Genomic DNA, 20,221 nt, shown 5'->3' with positions numbered 1-20,221 from the left:
AAAAGATTCTTCTTTTTGGTAGTGCAGTTCTTGTGCGATAAAGTAAACACTTTAGCATACAAAAAAGGCAGCATGTTGTGCTGCCTTTTTAATCAAAGTGAATATTAGTATTATTTTAGAAATGATACTTTAATCCCCCTGAGAGAGTTGTTCCAGATATACCAGCTTTTTGAAGCTTTTGCTTATAGCTAATATCTCCATGGAGTGCGATATTTTGGAATAGTTGCGCATTAACACCTATTCCTCCTTCAATTGCTGATCCCATAGGATCAAGACGGAAGTCATCACCGACGCGAATTGTTCCTTCATCGCCAAAAGTACTAATAAGGTTCATTTTACCATAGAAGGAAAAGATATGACCATCTTCGACACGGCTAACATTTTTAGTTAAACGTCCACCCATACGAACAGCCCACTGATGAGGATTACCCATATCTACCTTAAAGTTATCGGCATCTTGAATACTGTTAAACAGCAATTTTTGATAAGCAATCTGTACCTGTGGTTCAAATACCAAGCCTTCAACACTGGTTGCTAGTTTTTTACCCAGAGTAGCAGATGCACTCCATGTGTTTGCATCGTCTAATTTTGCAGTACGACCAATGATGGCATTAGAGACATTTCCTTTCAGGAAGCCATAGGATAAGAGCGCATTTAAGTACACCCCATCATTATGCTGTACACTACTGAAAGCTGTAATACCCCATTTTTCAAGTGCAGTTTTGTCAACATCTGCCATATTTTGTGGTGTGAAAGACAACTTTCCGTACGTTCCTAAAAGCCCGAAGTATGAGGAGACATTTTGGTTTTCCAATGCAGCTAATGCAACACCTGTTTGCAGTGCAGCATAGCCGATATCAGCTCCATAGCCATATTCGAGAGCAGTGTGGTTAGATGATAAGGTCGTTTTACTTCCATAAGAAGATAGGAAGAAAGGATTCTTCTTACCATTTTGCATTTCCTGTGGCATTGCTATCCGGATATCGGTTAAGAAAGCATTTTGATTTTCAATATCAGTAAAACCAGCGGAAAATAAAGCACTCGGCATCACCAAATAGTTTGCCATTTGTGGCACAAGAGCCTTTACGTTTGAGTTGGCAAGATATTGATTTTGTAGACGGAAATCCCAGAAATCATCACCTTTATTGTTTTCATTACGGATATTTTGATCATCTACAACTGGCTCTTTCTCAAATAATATTTGGTCAGTACTAGCTGAGCCTTTGCTCGATTCTGGCCCATAAGCATTCAATGTATATTTGTAAGGTGAACCACCAAGTGTAGTATAACCATTCGCTAATTTGAAAGAATTTTCTTCTGCTTTTCCAGAGACTTGGATCAGAGAAATCCCACGTTCATTCCAAGGGAGAGAACCAGTTGCATCTGTAGCATTTCCTTTAACGTTAACATACACTGTTGTTGATCCTGATACATCACCATTAATGAGCAGATGGTCAGCTTTTTGTTCACCTATTTTTTTACCATCACTCCATTCAGCATTTAGGTAGAGTTTCGCATTACCTTTTGCGTTATAGACTGCTTTAGTACCAGGTGTTCCAGACCCTACTTGCAATGTCTGATAATGATCTTCTGTTGGACCATCAAAAACAATGGAACTATCATTAAGATTAAGTACAGAAATATCAGAGCGGGATCTTTTGTCTATATCAAGAAGCTGATCATCATGATCCTTTTCTGCTTTACTGGCCTTTAAAATCCATTGAGAACCATCGTTAAGATTAAAGATTATATTATCTTTTTCTCCAACACCTACACGACCTTCTAAGATAGAATGATCTGCGGTTAGAGTAGCTTTAGCTTCTTCTGTGGCCGATAGTAAAACATCAGCACGAATTTCAGAATTTTTAAGTGTGATATTATTATCAAACTCTTCAGATGATGTAGAAAACTGGTCCTGTTCTCGAAGATCTTCTTCCCCATCGACAAGAAAGTTAGCAAGATAAATACCAACACCATTTTTAACAATAAGTTTTGTATTGGTGAAACTGACGTCATTACCTTTATTTTTTGTGTTGGATAATTCTAAACCAACTTTATCTGCTGTTGCAGAAACACTGGTAATATCAATTTTCCCTCCATCTTTTACTAAAAAGGCGATACCACTCAGTGTATCAGGATCTCCTGCTATTGCAGTAACCTTTCCTCCCGTCATTGTAATTTGTGTTTGTTCACCTTCTGCGTATAGTCCAATTTTAGACGTGACTTTTACATTATTTAATTCAATAGTGCTCTTGTCTGTAGCTTCTACAGCCATTTCATCTGCATCGATAGAACCACCATTCATTGTGATTTTTGTCTTCTCATTTTCTGCAAATAGTCCAACATCTTTAGACGTGACTTTTACATTATTTAATTCAACAGTGCTCTTGTCTTCAGCTTTTACAGCCATTTCATCTGCATCGATAGAACCACCATTCATTGTGATTTTTGTCTTCTCATCTTCTGCAAATAGTCCAATATCTTTAGACGTGACTTTTACATTATTAAGCTCGATAAGACCTTTATCCTTACTCTTGACTGCTGTTTTATCTGCTGCGATAGAACCACCATTCATTATGATGTGCCCTTCATTTTTAGCGACTAATCCAATATCTTTAGACGTGATGTTTACACCATTGTTTAATTTTACAACACTTTTATCTACAGCTTCTACAGCCGTTTTACCTGCATCGATAGAACCGCCATTCATTGTGATTTGCGCTTCTTTATCTGCAGATAAACCCTTATTTTCAGCTTTGATTGTTACAGCATCGTTTAATGTAACAGTACTGTTGTATTGAGCTTTTACTGCTACGTTTGCATCAATAGAACCACCATTCATTGTGATTTGTGCTTCTTTATGCGCGAACAACCCGCGATCTCCAGACTCAACTGCTACTTTGTTTAAGTTGATGGTACCCTTATTTTTAGCTTCTGCTGCTGTTGTAGCTACACTAATAATACCACCATTCATTGTGATTATCGTATTTTCACCTTGCGCAAACAATCCAACGCCATCAGATATGATTTTTTCAACGTCGTTTAAAGTGATAACGCTCTTATCTTTAGCTTCTACAGCTATAATAGTATTATCGCTTTTTACATCAAAAAGATCATCACCTTTACCTGCATCAATATAACCACCATTCATTGTGATGTGCGCCCCACCTTCTGCATACAACCCTTGTTTATCAGATCCGATTAACACATCGTTTAATATAACAACACCCTTATCTGTAGCAGATACTGCTACACCAGTTGCTTTAATAAGGCCGCTAGTCATTGTAATTTGGGCTTCTTTTTTTGCAGACAACCCAACATTCTGAGAATCAATTATTACATTACCATTTAAATTTACGGTACCTTTATCTTTAGCTTCCACTGCTGTGTCAGACGTATTAATAGAGCCGCCAGTCATTGTGATCTTACCACTGTCTTCTACTTTAAGGCCAGTCGCAGCATCTTTAATGGTTGTTTCACCCTTCAAATCAATCACGCTTCCAGAGCCACTAGCGCTTGCACCAGTTCCTTTCTTGTTGTCACTTGTACCTGTCAGAGTTAAATTGGTGCCATCGATTTTACCACCTGTTGTCGCACTAACAGCGCTTCCATCTTCTTTTGCAGCTTCATATTTCTGACCAGAAACTGTTGCTGTTTTACCATCAGTAGTACTGAGAGTTTCCGCATGCACATTAAAATGAGCACTAGCTAATACAATAGCTGCAGTTGCTGTGGACAATAAAAGGGACTTTTTATGCATAATACTTTCCTTACTTATAAACCCCATACAGAACCCTCCCCGCTTATAAGAAGGACACAGATGGATTATTTGAGAACAATAAATATTTTATTACAATAAATATTTTATTACGATTTATATGTAAAGGAAAAAATAATTTTACATATTTAAAGATAAAATTATAGTAAAATACATATTGTTTATATGTAAAAATCATATTGTATTTATGTATAATTGTATTGTATTCATAAATATAGTGTAAAGGTTAATTTTTTAACTTATTTTTTTATCAAAAAATAATATTACTATAAACGTAATATTTTAAAATAATAATCAATGGGTATCATGAAATTTTTTTGTTGAGAGTGGGCGTCATTTTCGCGCAAGTTTTATGTTTTATAATTTTAGGGTAAGGGAGTAGATAAATAGCTATAGAAAAGTTGTCTTTCTTTAGTTCGAAATGTTTTTTCTCAACAAAAATGGTGCAACTGTATGCTTGATAAATTTTTGGCTTTTCTTTCTTCTTCGGGGCGGGCTCTTCAAAAACTAGGGGTAAAGCGTCTTATTGCGCTTGGGCTAGTTGGAATCACGCTGTTTGGAACGATTTTATTTTCCAGTTTTTATTTAACGCGTCCTTCTTATGAAACACTTTATATTGGCCTTTCTCGTGATGATGTGAACCGTATGGGAGTGGCTTTGGGCGAAACGGGAATTGCTTTTGATGTTTCTTCCGATGGAAGTTCTATTCAAGTTCCTGTTGGGCAGGCGGAAAAGGCTCGAATGTTTCTTGCGGAAAAAGGGCTTCCAACATCAAATAATGCAGGGTATGAATTGTTTGATAATATGGGGTCATTGGGGTTGACATCTTTTATGCAGGAGATTACCCGCCAACGTGCTTTAGAAGGTGAAATTGCTCGCACAATTCAAGTTGTGCAAGGTGTAAAGGCTGCACGCGTTCATATTGTTTTACCAGACAAAGGATCATTCCGTAAGGCTAATCAGAAGCCTACAGCCTCTGTTGTAATACGTACAGATGGTGGTTTTGCAGCCGAATCTGCTCAATCTATTCGTCAATTAGTAGCTGCGGCCGTTCCTTCGCTTGAAGCAAGTTCGGTGACGGTTATGGATACACGGGGGCAGTTGTTGGCTTCTGGGGTTGATGCGGCGAATGGGGCTTCTATTCAGATGGCTTTGCTTGAGCAACAAGTTGCATCGCAAATTGATGCTAATATTCGTAAGCAATTAGTACCTTATCTTGGTCTTGATCACTTCCAAACGAGTGTGCAGGTTGATTTGGATACGGATCGTCGTCAGATCAATGAAACTGTTTTTGATCCGGAATCTCAGGTTGTGCGTTCTATACGTTCTGTGCGTGATCAAGCTGATAGCCAAAATAGCCGTAATAATGATGCTGTTGGAGTGGAACAAAACATTCCACAAGAGGAAATTGCTAATGGTGGTGGAGAACGGTCAACTGATAAAAAGGACCGTCGTGAAGAAACCACTAATTATGAAATTAACTCTAAGATTATTTCCACTGTTAAGGATGGTTATAGCGTGAAAAAGTTAGCTGTTGCCATTGTGGTAGATCGTGCACGTTTGGCTCTTGCAAAAGGCGACAATGGAAATTCTGAAAGTTTCATTAATGATGAAATTAATCGTATTCAGCAGATGGTGGCAACAGCTGCAGGACTTGATCCAAAACGTGGTGATGTTATCAATGTTACAGCAGTTGATTTTATTGGTTATTCTGATAAAGATTTAACACCTATACAAACGCCTATTTGGAAATCATTATCACGTTATTTATCCAGTTTCGTTAACGGATTGGCTTTGGTTATTGCTGTCTTGTTAATTTTGTTCTTAGGTGTGCGCCCTTTGATGCGTGAAATGCGTGAGGGGCAAAAGGCTCTTAGTGCTGAAGAAAATTCTCTAACAGGCCTTGAAGATGTGCCTGCTTTGGAAAATCAATCTAACACTAATGGAGAATTTGGTAGAATTGCGGGGGCGAAAGATGATACACTTAACAATTTACGCAATCGTATGCGTGTACCACCTCAAAATCGCCTTGAGCAAATGGTAGAAATAGATGAACAACGCTTTGCTGAGGTTTTACGCGAATGGGTTAATGATACCAATGCAACTGTACAGCTCGCATAGATTTGCAAAGTGAGATGTTGAATGGAAGCGATTAATGGAATGGAAAAGATAGGTGAAGAATTAAAAAATGAAGCAAGTGGTACGCTTGCTTCATTTTTGAGTGATTTTTCATCTGTCAACGAAGATGAAGACACAGAGGTTTTACTTTTTAGTGATGAAAGTGAACAGGCATGTGATAGCGAGAAATATGAAGAATTTTTGTTATCCGATACTGATTTTTTAGAAGAAGATATGGAAGAAATGTTGCCTCTCCATATTGCTTCTGATAATGCTGCCGATTTTAAAGTTGCTGAACAAAAGACTTTTGATCAGGTTGAGCAAGAAACGACAGAAAGGTTGCAAAAACAATTTGCGGCTGAAAAACAGCAAATGGAAAAAGAGCATGCCAAAGCTATTGAAGCAGCCAAGCAAGGTGTAGTTGACACTCTAGGTGCTCAGATGCACAGTCAATTAATGGAAGGGTTTGCTGATTTGCGTCAAGGGGTTTCTAAAGATATTGCGCAGGTACTTGCTGCCTTTATTGGTGAAAAAATTACACAAGAGGTGCTTCAGCAATTTGCTACAAAAATGGTAGATCAAGTTATCGATGCAGGGCAGCCTTTAATTCTTGAAGGAAATGAAAAACTGCTTGAACAGCTCAAAAAACAGAAGGGTTTTGATGCTTCTAAATTTGAATTTAAGTCAACGAACAGTACAGAGATACGTTTGCGTCGCGGTAGTGTGGTTACCGCTACACAGCTGACTCCATTATTAATGATGTTGCAGGAGTTGGTTCAATGAAATCTGATGATGGACAGCCTCACTCTGAAATTATTATTGTTCGTCGTGGGGGGCATGACGAACATGACGAACATCATGGGGGTGTTTGGAAAATTGCTTATGCTGATTTTATGACAGCAATGATGGCACTTTTTCTTGTGATGTGGCTTGTTAACGCAAAAGATGAAGAGACTAAAGAAGCTATTGCAAGTTATTTTAATCCAATCAAACTTATGGATTCTCAAGCAAGTAGTCGTAGTATTAAGAAGAAAAATGATAGTGAGGAGAACAAAATTTGTCCTGTTGGTCAGGCATGTGGAGGTGATAGCAAATCAGAAAGTGTTCAGCCTATTTTTTTAGAAGAAACAGAATTAATGCGTGATCCTTATAGCGGGTTGGAAAAAATTGTTCAATCACAGCAAAATATGCAAGATCTTTCTAATAAAGATAGGAATCATGAAGCTCTTATTGGTAAGAGCAAGGGTGATGCAAAAGAGAATTTACCAGTCACTGATTACCATGATCCATTTTCACCTCATTATTGGAAAAAAAATGCGGCATCTGATAATACGTTGAGTGCACAAACAATAGACTGGAAGGAAGGTCAGGCACAGCAACAACTTGCGCAGGAAAATGCTCCTTCTCAGGCATCACGTGATTTTGCAAAAGAAGTCGAAGACCTTATTAAAGAAATAGCTGATGAAAATCATTTGTTCGCTAGTGTGGTACCAATTAGAGAAGGCGTTATGATTGAATTGATGGATCAGCCTGAGTATGAAATGTTTAAAGTTGGTTCATCTGTTCCTGCGGCACAAACAGTTGAATTTATTGATCGTATGGCAAAAGTTATTGCAAAGCATCCAGGGGATGTAGTGGTTAGTGGCCATACTGATGCACGTCCTTACCGTAGTGCAGCACATGATAATTGGCAACTTTCAACATCACGTGCACAGATGGCTTATTATATGTTAGTGCGCGGTGGTTTGGATGAAAAACGCATTTTGCGTGTTGAAGGTTATGCAGATCGGGATTTAAAAAACAAACAAGATCCTTATGCTTCTGAAAATAGACGTATATCCATTTTTGTACGGGATCCAAATGTTAATCATGCGCAGAAAATGCCTGCATTTAAAAAGGCCTTGTCTAAACATTCAAAACAAATGGAACCAGCTTCTCAAAAGGAACAGACACCGTGATTGTGAAAAAGGTATATGGTGCTGGTTTTTTGTTTTTTGTGACATTTATAGAAGGGATTTTTGCACAAAGAGCAGAGGTTTCTTTACAAAAAGAAGAATTAGCTTCTTATGAGAAGGCTCACGGATCAAAAGCTGTTTTGTCTCATCCAATGCAGCTTGTTCGTTCTTTGCAAAATTTACAAGATCAAATTGTATCAGGCCAAGAGGAAGCACTACAAAAACAGCCGCAACTTTTAAGAGAGATTGGTGAAAAATTTTTAAATTTTAATCCTGACGTTTGGAAAGATGAGCAAAATCTTTATGCATTATTGATTTACCTTTTTAATGGTGGCAATCCTTCAGTTGTGCGTATGATTTTAAAAAGTTATGGGCAAGGAGTGATCGCAGAAAATATAATGACTGGCGTTTTGGCTTATCTGTCTCATAAACAAGAAGTTTTTTTTAACACTTTTGCAAAGTTAACTGATGAAGATATTCAATCTATTCCGCCTGCTTTATTCTTTTCCATAGTTCTTTCTACGGTTGGTAATACAATTATAAAAGACCCTGTTTGGGCTATGAAGCAATTAGATCAAGTAAGGCTTCTTTCCCCGGGGACTTTATTTGAAGAAAGTGCAATTCGTCGTGAGATTAAGGTTGCGACGATTCTCGGTAATACAGACCTTTTGGCTTTATTAGTACGCAATTATGCAAGTCGATTTGGAAAATCACCTTATGCGAAAGACTTTTGGCGTGAGTTTGGAATTGCTGTGCCACGAATTGATGAGAAATTAGATGATCAACAATTAGAGGAATTGATTTCATATGCACCGCCGATGGTACAATTGATGGCATATATGGATGTAAGTCGCACTGCGTTGCTTGAGGCGCGTATGGAAAGGGCACAATTGAGTGCTCAAAAAGCTCTGACATTAGCGCATGAACTCGATGTGAATGATGCGCCGGTCCGCCTTTATTATGCGGCTAGTTTAGCGAGTTCTGTAAAAGCACATGAAGCAGAACAGTTGTTACAAAATATTTCACACAAAGATTTATCAAAAAAAGATCGCTTATTATTTATTGCTGCGCAGGCTGTGGCACAAAGAGTTACTTCTTCTTTAGTGGATGGTCAAGGAGAAGTTAAGACACAAAGTTCTGCACAATCACAAAGTCAAAAAGAGCAGGAGACAATGTCGAAAAAAACTGTTAAGCAGCAAAAGGCTCCATTTTCTAAGTCAGCAGAAATAGATCAGCTTATCAAGCAAGCACAAGAAAAAATAGACGAAGTCGATAAATTATTGGGAACATAGATATGATAAATACTGATGAATTGTGTGATACTCTTTCTACATCAGTGTCTAAAGTTAATAAGCTTTCGGTTCAACCAAGAGAATGCCTAGACAATCAATTGCGTGAGGCATTTGAAGCGCTGGTTAACCAAGGCACGAAGATGTCGGATGAAAAGATTTTTGAGAAAGATTCTTCACATATTCAGGCGGTAGAAGAAGCTTTAAAAGAAGATCTAGAACAGGATAGTGTTGAATCTTTAAAAGCAAAAAATAAACGTTTAACCGATAGAAAGGGAGTTTCTCTTCAAGATATTTCTTACCCTTTAAGCTTGGTGCAACAGTTTGTGAAACAAGAAAAAATTGCGAAAGAATCAGACAGATTTGAAAAAAATGAGAATGTTTTGATTTCTATAAAGGGTAATGTGAAAAATCAAGAAACTGCAGACATTCCAAAAGCAGATGTGGTTAAAGGTGAAGCTACAGGAGAGCGCCAAGTTAAAGCCGTTGGAAAAGATCCGCTTGCACAAAAGTTTTTACAAAATTTTACCCACAGTGTTACACAAAATAGCGAACCATTAATGACACGTTTGGATGTAGGGGTTGAAAAATCTCAATTTCTAGAAGATTTGGAAATAGGTGATAAACTTGCTCTTCAAAAAGAAAATTCTAATTTAGTCAATAAGTTAAGCGATGTTGAGATTACATTGAATAAAAAGGTTGGTTATGTGCAGATTTTACGTTTGAAGCTAACACCTGCTGAGCTTGGGACGGTTGATGCCAAATTACGCATGAGTGCGCAAGGGCTCCATATTGAATTACATATTCAACGTCAAGAAACAATGCGCTTTTTGGTTGAAAATCAACAGATGTTGATCCGTGTTTTGGAAAAGGTACCTGCTAATGATGATGGCCGCGTATTAGTCAGCATTATTGATAAAAGTGTTCAAACTATACAGCATGGTCAGTCTTCGCAGATGGATCAAGGGGTGGGGCAGAATGATAGTGGACAGAATTTCAATGGTCAGCGTCAGGCTTTTGGTCATAAGGATCAGAATGAACAAAATGAATCAAAGCAGTTTTTCAAACAGTTTTTATTGGTGGATTCATCGTTGTTGGATATTTCTATTGACAATGTTGATCCAGACGATCCTTATCGGTTGGTTGTGTAGCTTTGCCACACTGAGCAGTGCTACAGCTGCTGGAAGTGTGTGTGAAGCAGAAATGATTGACGCTTCTAAGCGTTATGGTATTCCGTTGGGTATTCTTTATGCGATTGGTTTAACAGAAACAGGTCATAAAAAATCGCTTCAGCCTTATGCATTAAATATTGATGGCAAAACTGTTTTTGCTAAAACGCAAGCGGAAGCTTTGCGTGTTTTTAAAGCAGCTCAACAGCGTGGTGTTAAATTAATCGATGTGGGTTGTATGCAAATCAACTATTTTTATCATCGTAAGTATTTTTCTTCTGTGACAGAGATGCTACAACCTCACCTTAATGTGGATTATGCAGCACGCTTTTTACGGAGTTTGCGTCAAAAAGAAGGTAACTGGACTATGGCAGTTGCACGTTATCATGCTGGTCCCAATAATGACCCAGCTCAAAAACGTTACGTATGTCGCGTTATGCGTAATATGATTGCAAACGGTTTTGGTCAATGGACTCCTAATTCTCGAGCATTTTGTAAAAATGCATTTTGAATCATTTTTTGAAAAAAAAATGGCAGGATGTTTCATTTTTGAACATTTTTATATACACCAAACAATCACAGGTTGCGCAGTTAAATTAACAAAACAATCATAAATAGTAAATTATTGATTTATATAGTATAAGTTAGAAAAATAACTTGTATTTTAAAAGATGAAATTATAACTTTTTGTTAAGATTTAAATTTTTCCGCAAGTAGATTTTAAATTAAATTAAATTATTTGAGTGAGAAGCACATGATAGTTGTAGTAGATGACCGTAAATTAGTGACGGATGGCTATTCTACACTATTCGCTCGAGAAGGAGTAGCTACAACAGGTCTTTTTCCTTCAGATTTTAGTGAATGGATTTCGACAGCTCCGGAACATGAAGTAGAATCAATTGAAGCAGTTCTTTTAGGAAAATGCAAAAATCAAATTGAGCTTCCTAAAGAAATCCGCACGTATAGCGCTGCACCTATTTTAGCTATGACAGAAACAAATACTCTCGATCATACAATAGAACTCTTTCAAGCTGGTATTGATGATGTTTTACGCAAACCAATACATGTACGCGAAATTCTAGCACGCATCGCCGCTATTCGCCGACGCACCGGAAATAATATCCGCAACACTAACGCTACAACAAAAATTGGACCTATTAGCGTCTTTAATGATGGGCGCGATCCACGCATTAACGGTGTAGACTTTCCTCTTCCACGCCGAGAAAGACGTATTCTCGAGTATCTTACAGCAAACTATGGCAAACGTGTTAATAAAACACAAATCTTCAATGCTATCTATGGAGTCTTTGACGACGTTATCGAAGAAAATGTTGTTGAAAGTCATATTAGTAAACTTCGCAAAAAACTGAAATTAAAAATTGGCTATGATATCATCGATTCGAAACGTTTTCTTGGATATAGCTTAGTAGTTAAAGATTAATGTTTCTTAATACCCCACTTTCCTAGTTTTCCACTTTTTTTCTTAAAATACATTACACTTAGCGCTTACAATTGCGCTCTCTCTTATATCAAACGTAAAGCTATTTATAAAATGTGTCTTTTTTAAGATCATTTTATTATTGATAGAAACATTAAGCAAAAGTTTCGCGCAAGAAAGCCTGCTTATGATAACATAATAGGCTCACACTAACAGGAGATAATATGAGTATTTATGGAATGATGCGTACGGGTGTTTCAGGTATGAACGCTCAAGGGACACGCCTTTCTGGTGTGGCAGAAAATGTCGCTAATGCTAACACGATTGGATATAAACGTACAGATGTCCAATTTTCTAATTATGTAGTACCCTCTGGAGATTATGCTTATGTTCCTGGTGGAGTGAGGAGTCATGTTGGTCATGATATTTCCATTAGTGGTCCGGCGCGTGCAACAGGCCGGATGGGTGATGTGATGATTGATGGTAATGGCTTTTTTCGTGTCGCAGATGAAAACGGAGTAGAGTATTTAACGCGTGCAGGCTCTTTTTCTCGTGATAAGGATGGATATGTTCGTAATGTAACTGGTCATTATCTTTTAGATGAGGATGGACAAAGAATTCAAATTAAAGGTGGTCCGACTGATTTATTTGGTCCTGAGGTTACGACGAAAATTGATTTTAAGGTAAATTTTGATGCCAGTGCAATGGTTTTGGATCCTCCAGGGGGAGATATTGATCCCAGTGATCCTGAAAGTTATAATCATAAAAAATCTGTAACCACGTATGATAGCCAAGGTAAGCAGGTTCAGGTTGAATTCTATATGCGTAAAACTGATGACAATGAATGGACAGTTGATGCCTATGTCGGAGATGAGCAGGTTGGTACTACGAATTTGGTTTTTGATAAAGATGGCAATCTTAAAGACCCTGTAGACGATTTTAAATTAACACTGCCAGAAAGTGATGGAGCAAATGGTACTTTTGAAGTCGATGTGAACATGGGTGGGGTAGGAAAAGACTCTTTGGTTACACAAGTTGGTAATTTATCTGCCTTCGAAATTGAAGCAGATGGTATGGAATCTGGTGCTTTTGATGGTTTTACTTTTGGTCGCAATGGTGAGATTGAGGTAAGATATACTAATCATCAGATGCGTGTTGTAGGATATGTAGGTATGACCACTGTAACGTCGCCAGAAAGTTTGACTGTTTTAAGTGGCTCTGTTTTTGGAGTTAATAGTCGTACAGGAGGTCAAATGATGGGACGTCCTGGAGACGGTGTATTTGGTTCGTTGTACTCAGGCTATCTTGAAGATTCAAACGTTGAGATGAGCGATGAATTAACAGACATGATTGAGGCTCAACGTAGTTATACGGCTAACTCCAAAGTCTTTCAAACGGGTTCTGAATTAATGGATGTTATTGTTAATTTGAAACGATAATTTAGATAAAATTTAAAGGGATTTCAAATTATGGCATTTAATTCGACAATTAATACAGCACGAAACTCTCTCAAGGCAACTACAGGCCAATTGAGTATTGTTTCGCAAAATGTAGTTGGCGCTCAAGACCCAAACTATGTCCGACGAACTTCATATATAGAATCAGGACCGAGAGGTGCTATTCATCTTATGGTTCGTCGTGACGGTGATGTCCATTTATTGAATAATTATTTGGTCAAATCGAGTCAAGCTGCTGTTGCTGGCAGTGTCGCTAACGGGCTTAATCGTTTGTCTAACATTTATGGGGTGGATGAGTTTTCACGGGCACCTTCACAATTACTTAGCGATTTTCAAAAAGCATTACAAATTTACGCCAATGATCCACAGCACCGTGCTGCAGGAGATGCAGCTGTTGATCGTGCACGTGATCTGGCTTATAGTTTAAATGAAGGTAATCGTGAAATTGAAAAACTACGCAATGATGCGGATAGCGACATTCAGGATTCTGTTGATCATATTAATGATTTATTGCGACAGTTTCATGATCTTGATCAGCATGTGGTTCGAGAAAGAAACGCGGGGCGGGATGATAGCGTCTATATGGATCAAAGAGATGCGGTTTTAAAGGCTTTATCTCAAGAAATTGGTATCAATACAGTGTATCATTCTGATGGGAGTATGACCATTTATGGTATGGATGGTAGTACTTTATATGATAAGACCCCACGAGAGGTAACATTTCAATCGAGCAATTCTTTGCCAGCTGGTGCTGTGGGAAAGCAAGTTTTTGTTGATGGTGTGCCATTAGGTCATCCATCTTTTGTCGACCCCAATGGGGGTGGCAATCTTGGTGGATTATTGAGGATACGTGATGAAATAGCGCCACAATATCAAAAACAGTTGGATGAAATGGCAAATGCTTTAATGCAAATGTTTCCAGGACCTCCTTCCTTGTTTTTAGATGGTGATCAACCAGATGGCGTCATTGGTCCTATTGAGGGTTTGTCAGGGCGAATACGGCTTAATTCTATATTTGATAGTAATACAGAAGGTGGTGGACCAGAACATTTTGGTGAGGATCTTCAATCGTTAGTGGATGCTTTTGATCAAAAGCGGTTATTTGGAGCAGATACTGGTTTGTCTCCCGAACAATCTATTATGGATTTTAGTAGAAATTCAATCGGTTGGCTTGAAGGATTACGTTCAGATGCGAATAAAGACGCAAAATATCATAGCACAATGCTTTTACATGCATCTGAAGCATTATCCAACGGAACGGGTGTAAATATAGATGATGAAATGGTATTAATGTTACAATTAGAACAGACGTATACAGCCACCACGCGTATTATCAGTACCGTTGGTAAAATGTTAGACGATCTTATGATAGCAATTCGGTAGGTATGAAATGAGAGTTCCATCAGTTTCAACATATGTTTTAAGTAATGCACGGCGTGATGTAATTGCTAATGGGCAGTCTGAGTTAATGCAAGCAAGCTATGAAGCGGCTACCGGAAAACTGTATGATCCAGGTCTTACATTAGGGCGCAAAACAGGACGCTTGGTAAATATTGAAAGCCAGATGAGTTATCTTGAAGGCTTTAGTGATACCAATAAATTGGTGATGTTAAGAATGTCATCTATGCAAGCTGCGATACAAAGTTTGATTGCGTCAGGTGATGAAGAAACTGCACCAGGTGCATTGACTCTTTTTAATAATATGCTTGTGAGCGATCCGGGAAATACAGCACCGTCTGTGGTACAAGCTGTTGCGCAAGATTCTTTGAGTGCATTTATTTCTGCTTTAAATACCAATTATAATGGTGAATATGTATTTGGTGGGACTAATACTAGTGAACCGCCGTTAAACTTTTATACAGTTGGTGGTGAAACAGGGCCTAGTAAAGTCGTAAGAGACACATTTGATGAATTTCTAGGTGATAGAAAACCGGAAGATCTTACCAGTGAGGAGATGGAAGAATTTATTGATGGGCCGTTTAGTAGCTTGTTTGATGAAGAAAATTTTACCAAAATTTTCTCAAACGCTCAAGACGGTTCTATTGAGAAGCGTATTTCGTCGAATGGTGAAACAGTTAATATTGCAGCGAGTGCTAATGAAAAAGGATTTCGCGATGCCATGAAAAGTATGATTTTAGTGGCAGAATTTGGTGATATTGGCTTATCAAAAGATGCACAAGAAAGTCTATATTCAAGGGCGCGAACTTCTACTGATCAAACAGCTACAGGTAGTTCTGTTAATGAAATTATTGTTACAGCTTCCAGACTAGGGAGTGCTGAAGCAAGAGTGAAAACGGCTACACAACGAATTGAGATTCAGACAAATCTTCTTATGAATGCAAAGATTGATTTGATTGGTGTTGATACAACGGAGGCTGTTCAGAGAATTCAAGCGTTAGAAGCGATGTTAAATCTTTCTTATACTTTAACAGCTCGGATAAACCAGTTAAGTCTTATTAATTATTTAAAATAAATTAAGGTATAGTTATTTGATGTATCAAATGCGATACGAAGATGTCATGGAAGATGATGCAATAAGTGCGCGTGAGCGTGAACGGTCTTTGTTTGACCGTTGCATTAAACTTCTTTTGGATGCAAAAGCAAAAGGCCCTGGTTCATATGAGGCTAATGAGGCATTTCAGTTTTCTCAAAAGCTTTGGATCATTCTTATTGAAGATCTCGGACAGGCAGAAAATGCTTTACCACCAGAATTAAAGGCATCTCTGATTTCTATTGGTTTTTTTATTTTAAAGGAAATTCAGAAATTAAATGAAGGGGAAGTTGCTGATTTTGATGTTCTCGTTGAGATTTCTGAATCTATCCGCGATGGTCTTTCTGCTAATCCAGAGATGTGTGAGTGAGGAGGCAATCAATGTATTTGACATTAAAGCCGAATGAAAAAATTTTTCTTAATGGAGCAGTTTTACGTGTAGATCGTAAAGTGACTTTTGAATTGCTCAATGATGCAACTTTTCTTTTAGAGGGACATGTTTTGCAAGTGGAAGATACTGACACGCCACTTAAACAACTTTATTTTTCTGCTCAACTTATGTTGATTAATCCAGGAGAAGCTGAACAAGCATTGGCAGTTTTTGTTGGATTGTTAAAAAAGTTGCTTCAAACTTTTACAGATAGTGATCTTTTGGAAGGGTTGAAAGAATGTATCTATTTAACCGAGCAAAATAAAATTTTTGAAGTATTAAAGATTATTCGTGGTTTATTTCCAAGAGAAGCGCAAATTATGGAAAAAATGCCTTTAACAAATGCAAGCGCAAAAGAAGTTGGACAGGTTAGAGAGGTGTGATATGACACTAGGTGTGGTTGGTAGTGGTAGTCTTGAAAGTTTGCTTCGCAGAGACAGCAGAGATAGCGGAAAACTAGACGTTTTTGAAGCTAAGAAAGAAACAGATTTTGATACATTTGTGAAATTATTGATAGCACAGATGAACAATCAAGATCCAACCAATCCTATGGATTCGACAGAATTTGTAGCACAATTGGCAAGTTTTTCAGTTGTTGAACAAACTATAAAGACAAATGGTAAACTTGATCAGATACTTTCAAATGCTTCCATTAATGGAGCAGAAGGATATGTTGGGAAATATATTCAATTTGAGGATTCTGATGGCGAGATAATTGAAGGATATGTTGAATCCGTTGCTATCTACAGTGATGGTATGGTTGCAACATTAGATAATGGTGAAAAAGTGCTTATCGGTCCGGGTGTTACGGTTATGGGTAGCAAACCTGATTCAGATCCTGTTGAGGCTGAAGTTGAAGTATGAATGAAGCTGATGCTATTGATATAGTAACAGCTGCTATATGGACTATTTTAATTGCAAGTGGTCCAGCAGTTTTTGCTGCTATGTCTATAGGGATTATTATTGCGTTATTTCAGGCGTTAACACAAGTGCAGGAAATGACTCTGACATTTATTCCAAAAATCGTTATTATTTTTTTAGTTTTAGCGCTGACAGCTCCATTTGTCGGAGGGCAGATTTATGCGTTCACGCAATTAGTTTATAATCGAATAGAAACGGGATTTTGAAAATTTTAACATCATGTTTAGTAAAAATATATTGAGAAATTTTCGTCAATCTTCAATTATTCGTTTTAAATAAAACTTATTATATTCAAGGAAGTCCGCTCATTTGTTATAAGCAGTGAGTTTACAAAGAAATTCTACAATTTTAAAATACTTAAAGCTGATAATTTTTTTCAAAAGGAAATGTAGCAATTATTTCTTCAATCTTGAAAGAAGTTTTTTGATTATTGTTATAAGAAGAAGTTAATTTTAGCTTATAAACAAGCTATACATAAAGTGTAATCCCTATCTCATTTGTAAAGGATACTACAGCGTCTATTTCAAGTATGTGTGCTTCTTTAGTTTTAGTGGGATAAAATTGTAGAAAAAATCATCAGAGAACAGATTTTTCCCCAACAAACAAAAGTGCGTTCAAATAAATCTGAATATGTCTCAATGATTAACGTAATTTAGTTGCTATAAAATAGCAATGAGAAGAAATACACGTAGAAAGACTGAGGTACTATTCTTTTCACAATAGTATATCATCTCAAGTTAAATCTTGAAACTTTATATTCTACCATTCTTGAACACTCTCAATTTATTGGAGAATTTGACAGGATCTATAGAGTTCTTAGCTAAAATGCTTAATATCTCTCCAGTGCTATCAAACAAGCTAAAGTAACTATGGGACTAAAAAAAACTGCTTTTGCTATCTATAGGCATGATTTTCGGACAACGTTGTTTGATAACACATTCATTTGTGAAGTGTACTTGCGTAGCGTAATTGGCCAAAGAAACTGTTGGAAATTATAGTCTTGAGTGTTCTACCTATGGATTGCTTTATCAAATGAGAGATAAATATAGAGCCTCCATAGGTGAGTAATAAGTTTTTAGATTCATTCAGATCTTAATTGTAGGATATAGTATTTTCCTTACCAAATCAAATTCCTTCTTACAAGACACAAATACAACATTATCCAATCAATCATTTCTTAACACGAAAATGCATTCCGCTAAAAAAAGTATAACAGAAAACACTCTCTCAATGCTTAGAGGTGTTTGTTTTTTATATGTTTTAGATTTTGTATATTTTAGCGTATTTATTAGTTTTAGAGATTTTTTTTTGTTTATGGGTTTAGGTCATGGTTTAAGGTCTAGGCGCTTTGTTTGATGTTTTGATTTTATGTGTGTTTTGTTTGTTGTTTGGAGATGTGTGTTTTAGCTTTGTGGGTGTTGAGAGTGTTTTATATTAGGGTATGGTGTTTTTAGGTAAGGGTTAGAGTTGGGAGGATTTTATGGGGTTTTAAGCCATTTTAGTATGGTTTAGTTTTAGTTTTCTTTTTTTAGAATAGTTTAGTCTCTTTTAACCTGACAGGTTAAAGGGGAACATGTGGGTTATGGTTATGCGTTGTGTTTTTAAGCATCATGTTTATTTATGTGTTGTCTCAACCGCTCTTATGGCTGGGCTTTCCCTTATAACATCTCATACTTCAAAGGCGTATGCTCAAACACCAAATTGTGGGAGTGGTAGTGGTGGTGGTGTTAAAGTTGTTGATAATGTTGTTGGGCCGATTGTGTGTAGTAGTGGTGAGACAAGGATACTGAGTAGTACTAGGGGTGGTAGTAGTGAGATAAGTATAGATATGAATAGGCACTCTAGAGAGGAGGCTGCTGTGACGGTAACGGGGCCGGGGACGAATATTACGATAATGAAGAGTTTGAAGGTTATCAATGGGAAGGGGAAGAGTGGTCTACCAGTGATTAAGGTGCTTGATAAAGGACAGCTGACGTTGAATCAGGAGGTTGATGTTGATGGGGTGACGATAAAAAAGGAGATAGTGGTTGATGGTGAAAACTCTTCTGTTACGTTGAATGGGGTGTTGAAGGGGTTTGATGGGATGGAGGTGAAGGTTAGTAAGGGGGGGATGGTTGTTTTTGAGAAGGGGGTGACGGGGATTGATGGGATGGAGGTGGGGATTAATGGTGGGGGGACGGTGAGGTTGATGAAGGATGTGACTTTTAATAATGGCAGTGAAGCGGGGATAAAGATTGAGGGGAGTGGGGAGGCGAGTGTGATAGGAGTGGGGAAGATGGTGACGATGACTGTTAAGGGAAAGGGTGATGGGATACAGATGGATGGGGATGGAGGGACTGCGAGTGTGGTGATGTTGAATATTGTGGGAAAGGGGAGTGGGGCTGGGAGTACGGGAAAGGGGGTGGATATGCAGAATGGGAGGGAGATGACTTTGAATATGGTGAATGTTTCAGGATTCAGGGTGGGGGTGAATGCGAAGAATGGGACGGTGAAGATAAATGGGGAGTCGACGATTACGGTTAAGGATGGGGGGACGGGGATAAGTATGTCAGGAAGTGGGGCGACGGTGAAGATGATGGAGGGGAAGATTGAGGGGAGTGGGGAGGGGACGGGGGTGCAGGGGATGGGGGGAACGGGGACGGTGGAGTTGACTAAGGTGGCGATTGAGGGGGTTAAGAAGGGGGTGGATATGCAGGCTGGGACGTTGGAGATGATGGGGGGGACGGTGACGTTTACGGGGGCTGGGAGTTATGGGGTGAGGGTTGAGAATGGGGCGAGTGCTGAGTTGACTAAGGTGACGATTACAGGAGAGGGGAGTGGGGTGAAGGGTAAGGGGGTGATTATGAATGGGACGAAGATGACGATGATGGGGGTGAATATTTCACAGGTTGAGAAGGGGGTGGAGGTTAAGAAGGGGACGGTGAATATAAATATGGGGGAGATTACGTTTGAGAGTGGGAGCGGGAGTTGGGGGGTGCATGTGCAGAGTGGGGCAACGGCTAATATTATGGGGGCGACGATTAAGGGGACGAGTGGACAGGGGACGGGGTTGTATGTGATGGCAGGGACGGGAGTGCTAGTATGATGGGGGNCGATTTCAAATGTTGAGAGTGGGGTGTATGCAACGGGGATGGGGAATTTGACGATAAATGGGGGGGCGACGATTCAGTTTTAC

General features: G+C 38.3%; 16 protein-coding genes. 15 read left to right on the top strand and 1 reads right to left on the bottom strand.

The genetic code is table 11. From position 1 onward, the window contains the following. Positions 1 to 115 precede the first annotated feature (115 nt). On the bottom strand, positions 116 to 3,760 hold the full coding sequence (locus BBBE_RS05685) for an autotransporter outer membrane beta-barrel domain-containing protein (RefSeq protein WP_010701583.1): 3,645 nt from the start codon (positions 3,758 to 3,760) through the stop codon (positions 116 to 118). A 471-nt stretch (positions 3,761 to 4,231) separates the two neighbouring features. Here BBBE_RS05685 and fliF point away from each other — a divergent pair, with 471 nt between their 5' ends. The 15 genes from fliF (at position 4,232) to BBBE_RS07445 (ending at position 20,131) form a co-directional block, all read left to right on the top strand. Next, entirely contained in the window at positions 4,232 to 5,899 is a 1,668-nt protein-coding gene (fliF, locus tag BBBE_RS05680) for a flagellar basal-body MS-ring/collar protein FliF (RefSeq protein ID WP_010701582.1), read from the top strand. A gap of 39 nt (positions 5,900 to 5,938) precedes the next feature. Next, positions 5,939 to 6,679, top strand: a complete 741-nt coding sequence (locus BBBE_RS05675) for a hypothetical protein (RefSeq protein WP_244428347.1) — start codon at positions 5,939 to 5,941, stop codon at positions 6,677 to 6,679. After that, a complete protein-coding gene (locus BBBE_RS05670; protein WP_010701580.1) occupies positions 6,676 to 7,854 on the top strand; it encodes a flagellar motor protein MotB in 1,179 nt (392 codons plus the stop codon). Before BBBE_RS05675 ends, BBBE_RS05670 begins: the two co-directional genes overlap by 4 nt. Next, positions 7,851 to 9,143, top strand: a complete 1,293-nt coding sequence (locus BBBE_RS05665) for a chemotaxis protein (RefSeq protein ID WP_010701579.1) — start codon at positions 7,851 to 7,853, stop codon at positions 9,141 to 9,143. Before BBBE_RS05670 ends, BBBE_RS05665 begins: the two co-directional genes overlap by 4 nt. A 2-nt stretch (positions 9,144 to 9,145) precedes the next feature. Beyond that, positions 9,146 to 10,291 carry a flagellar hook-length control protein FliK gene (locus tag BBBE_RS05660; RefSeq protein ID WP_010701578.1) on the top strand — a complete coding sequence of 382 codons (1,146 nt, stop codon included), beginning with the start codon at positions 9,146 to 9,148 and terminating at the stop codon, positions 10,289 to 10,291. Then, a complete protein-coding gene (locus BBBE_RS05655) occupies positions 10,254 to 10,820 on the top strand; it encodes a lytic transglycosylase domain-containing protein (RefSeq protein WP_010701577.1) in 567 nt (188 codons plus the stop codon). The genes BBBE_RS05660 and BBBE_RS05655 overlap by 38 nt, the downstream gene beginning before the upstream one ends. A 243-nt stretch (positions 10,821 to 11,063) precedes the next feature. After that, positions 11,064 to 11,750, top strand: coding sequence for a response regulator transcription factor (locus BBBE_RS05650; RefSeq protein ID WP_010701576.1), 687 nt, complete (start codon positions 11,064 to 11,066; stop codon positions 11,748 to 11,750). 221 nt (positions 11,751 to 11,971) lie between these two features. Continuing rightward, positions 11,972 to 13,186: a flagellar hook protein FlgE gene (locus BBBE_RS05645; RefSeq protein WP_010701575.1), complete on the top strand. Its 1,215-nt coding sequence runs from the start codon at positions 11,972 to 11,974 to the stop codon at positions 13,184 to 13,186. Positions 13,187 to 13,216: 30 nt separating this feature from the next. Further along, positions 13,217 to 14,587, top strand: coding sequence for a flagellar hook-associated protein FlgK (flgK, locus tag BBBE_RS05640; RefSeq protein ID WP_010701574.1), 1,371 nt, complete (start codon positions 13,217 to 13,219; stop codon positions 14,585 to 14,587). Between the two features lie 7 nt (positions 14,588 to 14,594). Beyond that, positions 14,595 to 15,677 carry a flagellar hook-associated family protein gene (locus BBBE_RS05635; protein WP_010701573.1) on the top strand — a complete coding sequence of 361 codons (1,083 nt, stop codon included), beginning with the start codon at positions 14,595 to 14,597 and terminating at the stop codon, positions 15,675 to 15,677. Positions 15,678 to 15,696: 19 nt separating this feature from the next. Further along, positions 15,697 to 16,065 carry a flagellar biosynthesis regulator FlaF gene (gene flaF, locus BBBE_RS05630; RefSeq protein ID WP_010701572.1) on the top strand — a complete coding sequence of 123 codons (369 nt, stop codon included), beginning with the start codon at positions 15,697 to 15,699 and terminating at the stop codon, positions 16,063 to 16,065. Between the two features lie 11 nt (positions 16,066 to 16,076). Further along, complete coding sequence (gene flbT / locus BBBE_RS05625; protein WP_010701571.1) at positions 16,077 to 16,508, top strand: flagellar biosynthesis repressor FlbT; 432 nt, start codon at positions 16,077 to 16,079, stop codon at positions 16,506 to 16,508. Position 16,509: 1 nt separating this feature from the next. Beyond that, on the top strand, positions 16,510 to 16,989 hold the full coding sequence (flgD, locus tag BBBE_RS05620; RefSeq protein WP_010701570.1) for a flagellar hook assembly protein FlgD: 480 nt from the start codon (positions 16,510 to 16,512) through the stop codon (positions 16,987 to 16,989). Beyond that, positions 16,986 to 17,252, top strand: a complete 267-nt coding sequence (gene fliQ, locus BBBE_RS05615) for a flagellar biosynthesis protein FliQ (protein ID WP_010701569.1) — start codon at positions 16,986 to 16,988, stop codon at positions 17,250 to 17,252. The genes flgD and fliQ overlap by 4 nt, the downstream gene beginning before the upstream one ends. A gap of 1,376 nt (positions 17,253 to 18,628) precedes the next feature. Next, positions 18,629 to 20,131: a hypothetical protein gene (locus BBBE_RS07445; protein WP_192812772.1), complete on the top strand. Its 1,503-nt coding sequence runs from the start codon at positions 18,629 to 18,631 to the stop codon at positions 20,129 to 20,131. Positions 20,132 to 20,221: the final 90 nt, after the last annotated feature.

Source organism: Bartonella bovis 91-4, assembly GCF_000384965.1.
In the GTDB taxonomy this organism is placed as follows: Bacteria; Pseudomonadota; Alphaproteobacteria; order Rhizobiales; family Rhizobiaceae; genus Bartonella; species Bartonella bovis.
This window is presented reverse-complemented; position numbering and strand designations above follow the sequence as displayed.

Bases quoted from the DNA above. Each gene is read 5' to 3' on its own strand.
- BBBE_RS05685 (WP_010701583.1), bottom strand. From the start codon at position 3,760: ATGCATAAAAAGTCCCTTTTATTGTCCACAGCAACTGCAGCTATTGTA.
- fliF (WP_010701582.1), top strand. From the start codon at position 4,232: ATGCTTGATAAATTTTTGGCTTTTCTTTCTTCTTCGGGGCGGGCTCTT.
- BBBE_RS05675 (WP_244428347.1), top strand. From the start codon at position 5,939: ATGGAAAAGATAGGTGAAGAATTAAAAAATGAAGCAAGTGGTACGCTT.
- BBBE_RS05670 (WP_010701580.1), top strand. From the start codon at position 6,676: ATGAAATCTGATGATGGACAGCCTCACTCTGAAATTATTATTGTTCGT.
- BBBE_RS05660 (WP_010701578.1), top strand. From the start codon at position 9,146: ATGATAAATACTGATGAATTGTGTGATACTCTTTCTACATCAGTGTCT.
- BBBE_RS05655 (WP_010701577.1), top strand. From the start codon at position 10,254: ATGTTGATCCAGACGATCCTTATCGGTTGGTTGTGTAGCTTTGCCACA.
- BBBE_RS05650 (WP_010701576.1), top strand. From the start codon at position 11,064: ATGATAGTTGTAGTAGATGACCGTAAATTAGTGACGGATGGCTATTCT.
- BBBE_RS05645 (WP_010701575.1), top strand. From the start codon at position 11,972: ATGAGTATTTATGGAATGATGCGTACGGGTGTTTCAGGTATGAACGCT.
- flgK (WP_010701574.1), top strand. From the start codon at position 13,217: ATGGCATTTAATTCGACAATTAATACAGCACGAAACTCTCTCAAGGCA.
- BBBE_RS05635 (WP_010701573.1), top strand. From the start codon at position 14,595: ATGAGAGTTCCATCAGTTTCAACATATGTTTTAAGTAATGCACGGCGT.
- flaF (WP_010701572.1), top strand. From the start codon at position 15,697: ATGTATCAAATGCGATACGAAGATGTCATGGAAGATGATGCAATAAGT.
- flbT (WP_010701571.1), top strand. From the start codon at position 16,077: ATGTATTTGACATTAAAGCCGAATGAAAAAATTTTTCTTAATGGAGCA.
- flgD (WP_010701570.1), top strand. From the start codon at position 16,510: ATGACACTAGGTGTGGTTGGTAGTGGTAGTCTTGAAAGTTTGCTTCGC.
- fliQ (WP_010701569.1), top strand. From the start codon at position 16,986: ATGAATGAAGCTGATGCTATTGATATAGTAACAGCTGCTATATGGACT.
- BBBE_RS07445 (WP_192812772.1), top strand. From the start codon at position 18,629: ATGGTTATGCGTTGTGTTTTTAAGCATCATGTTTATTTATGTGTTGTC.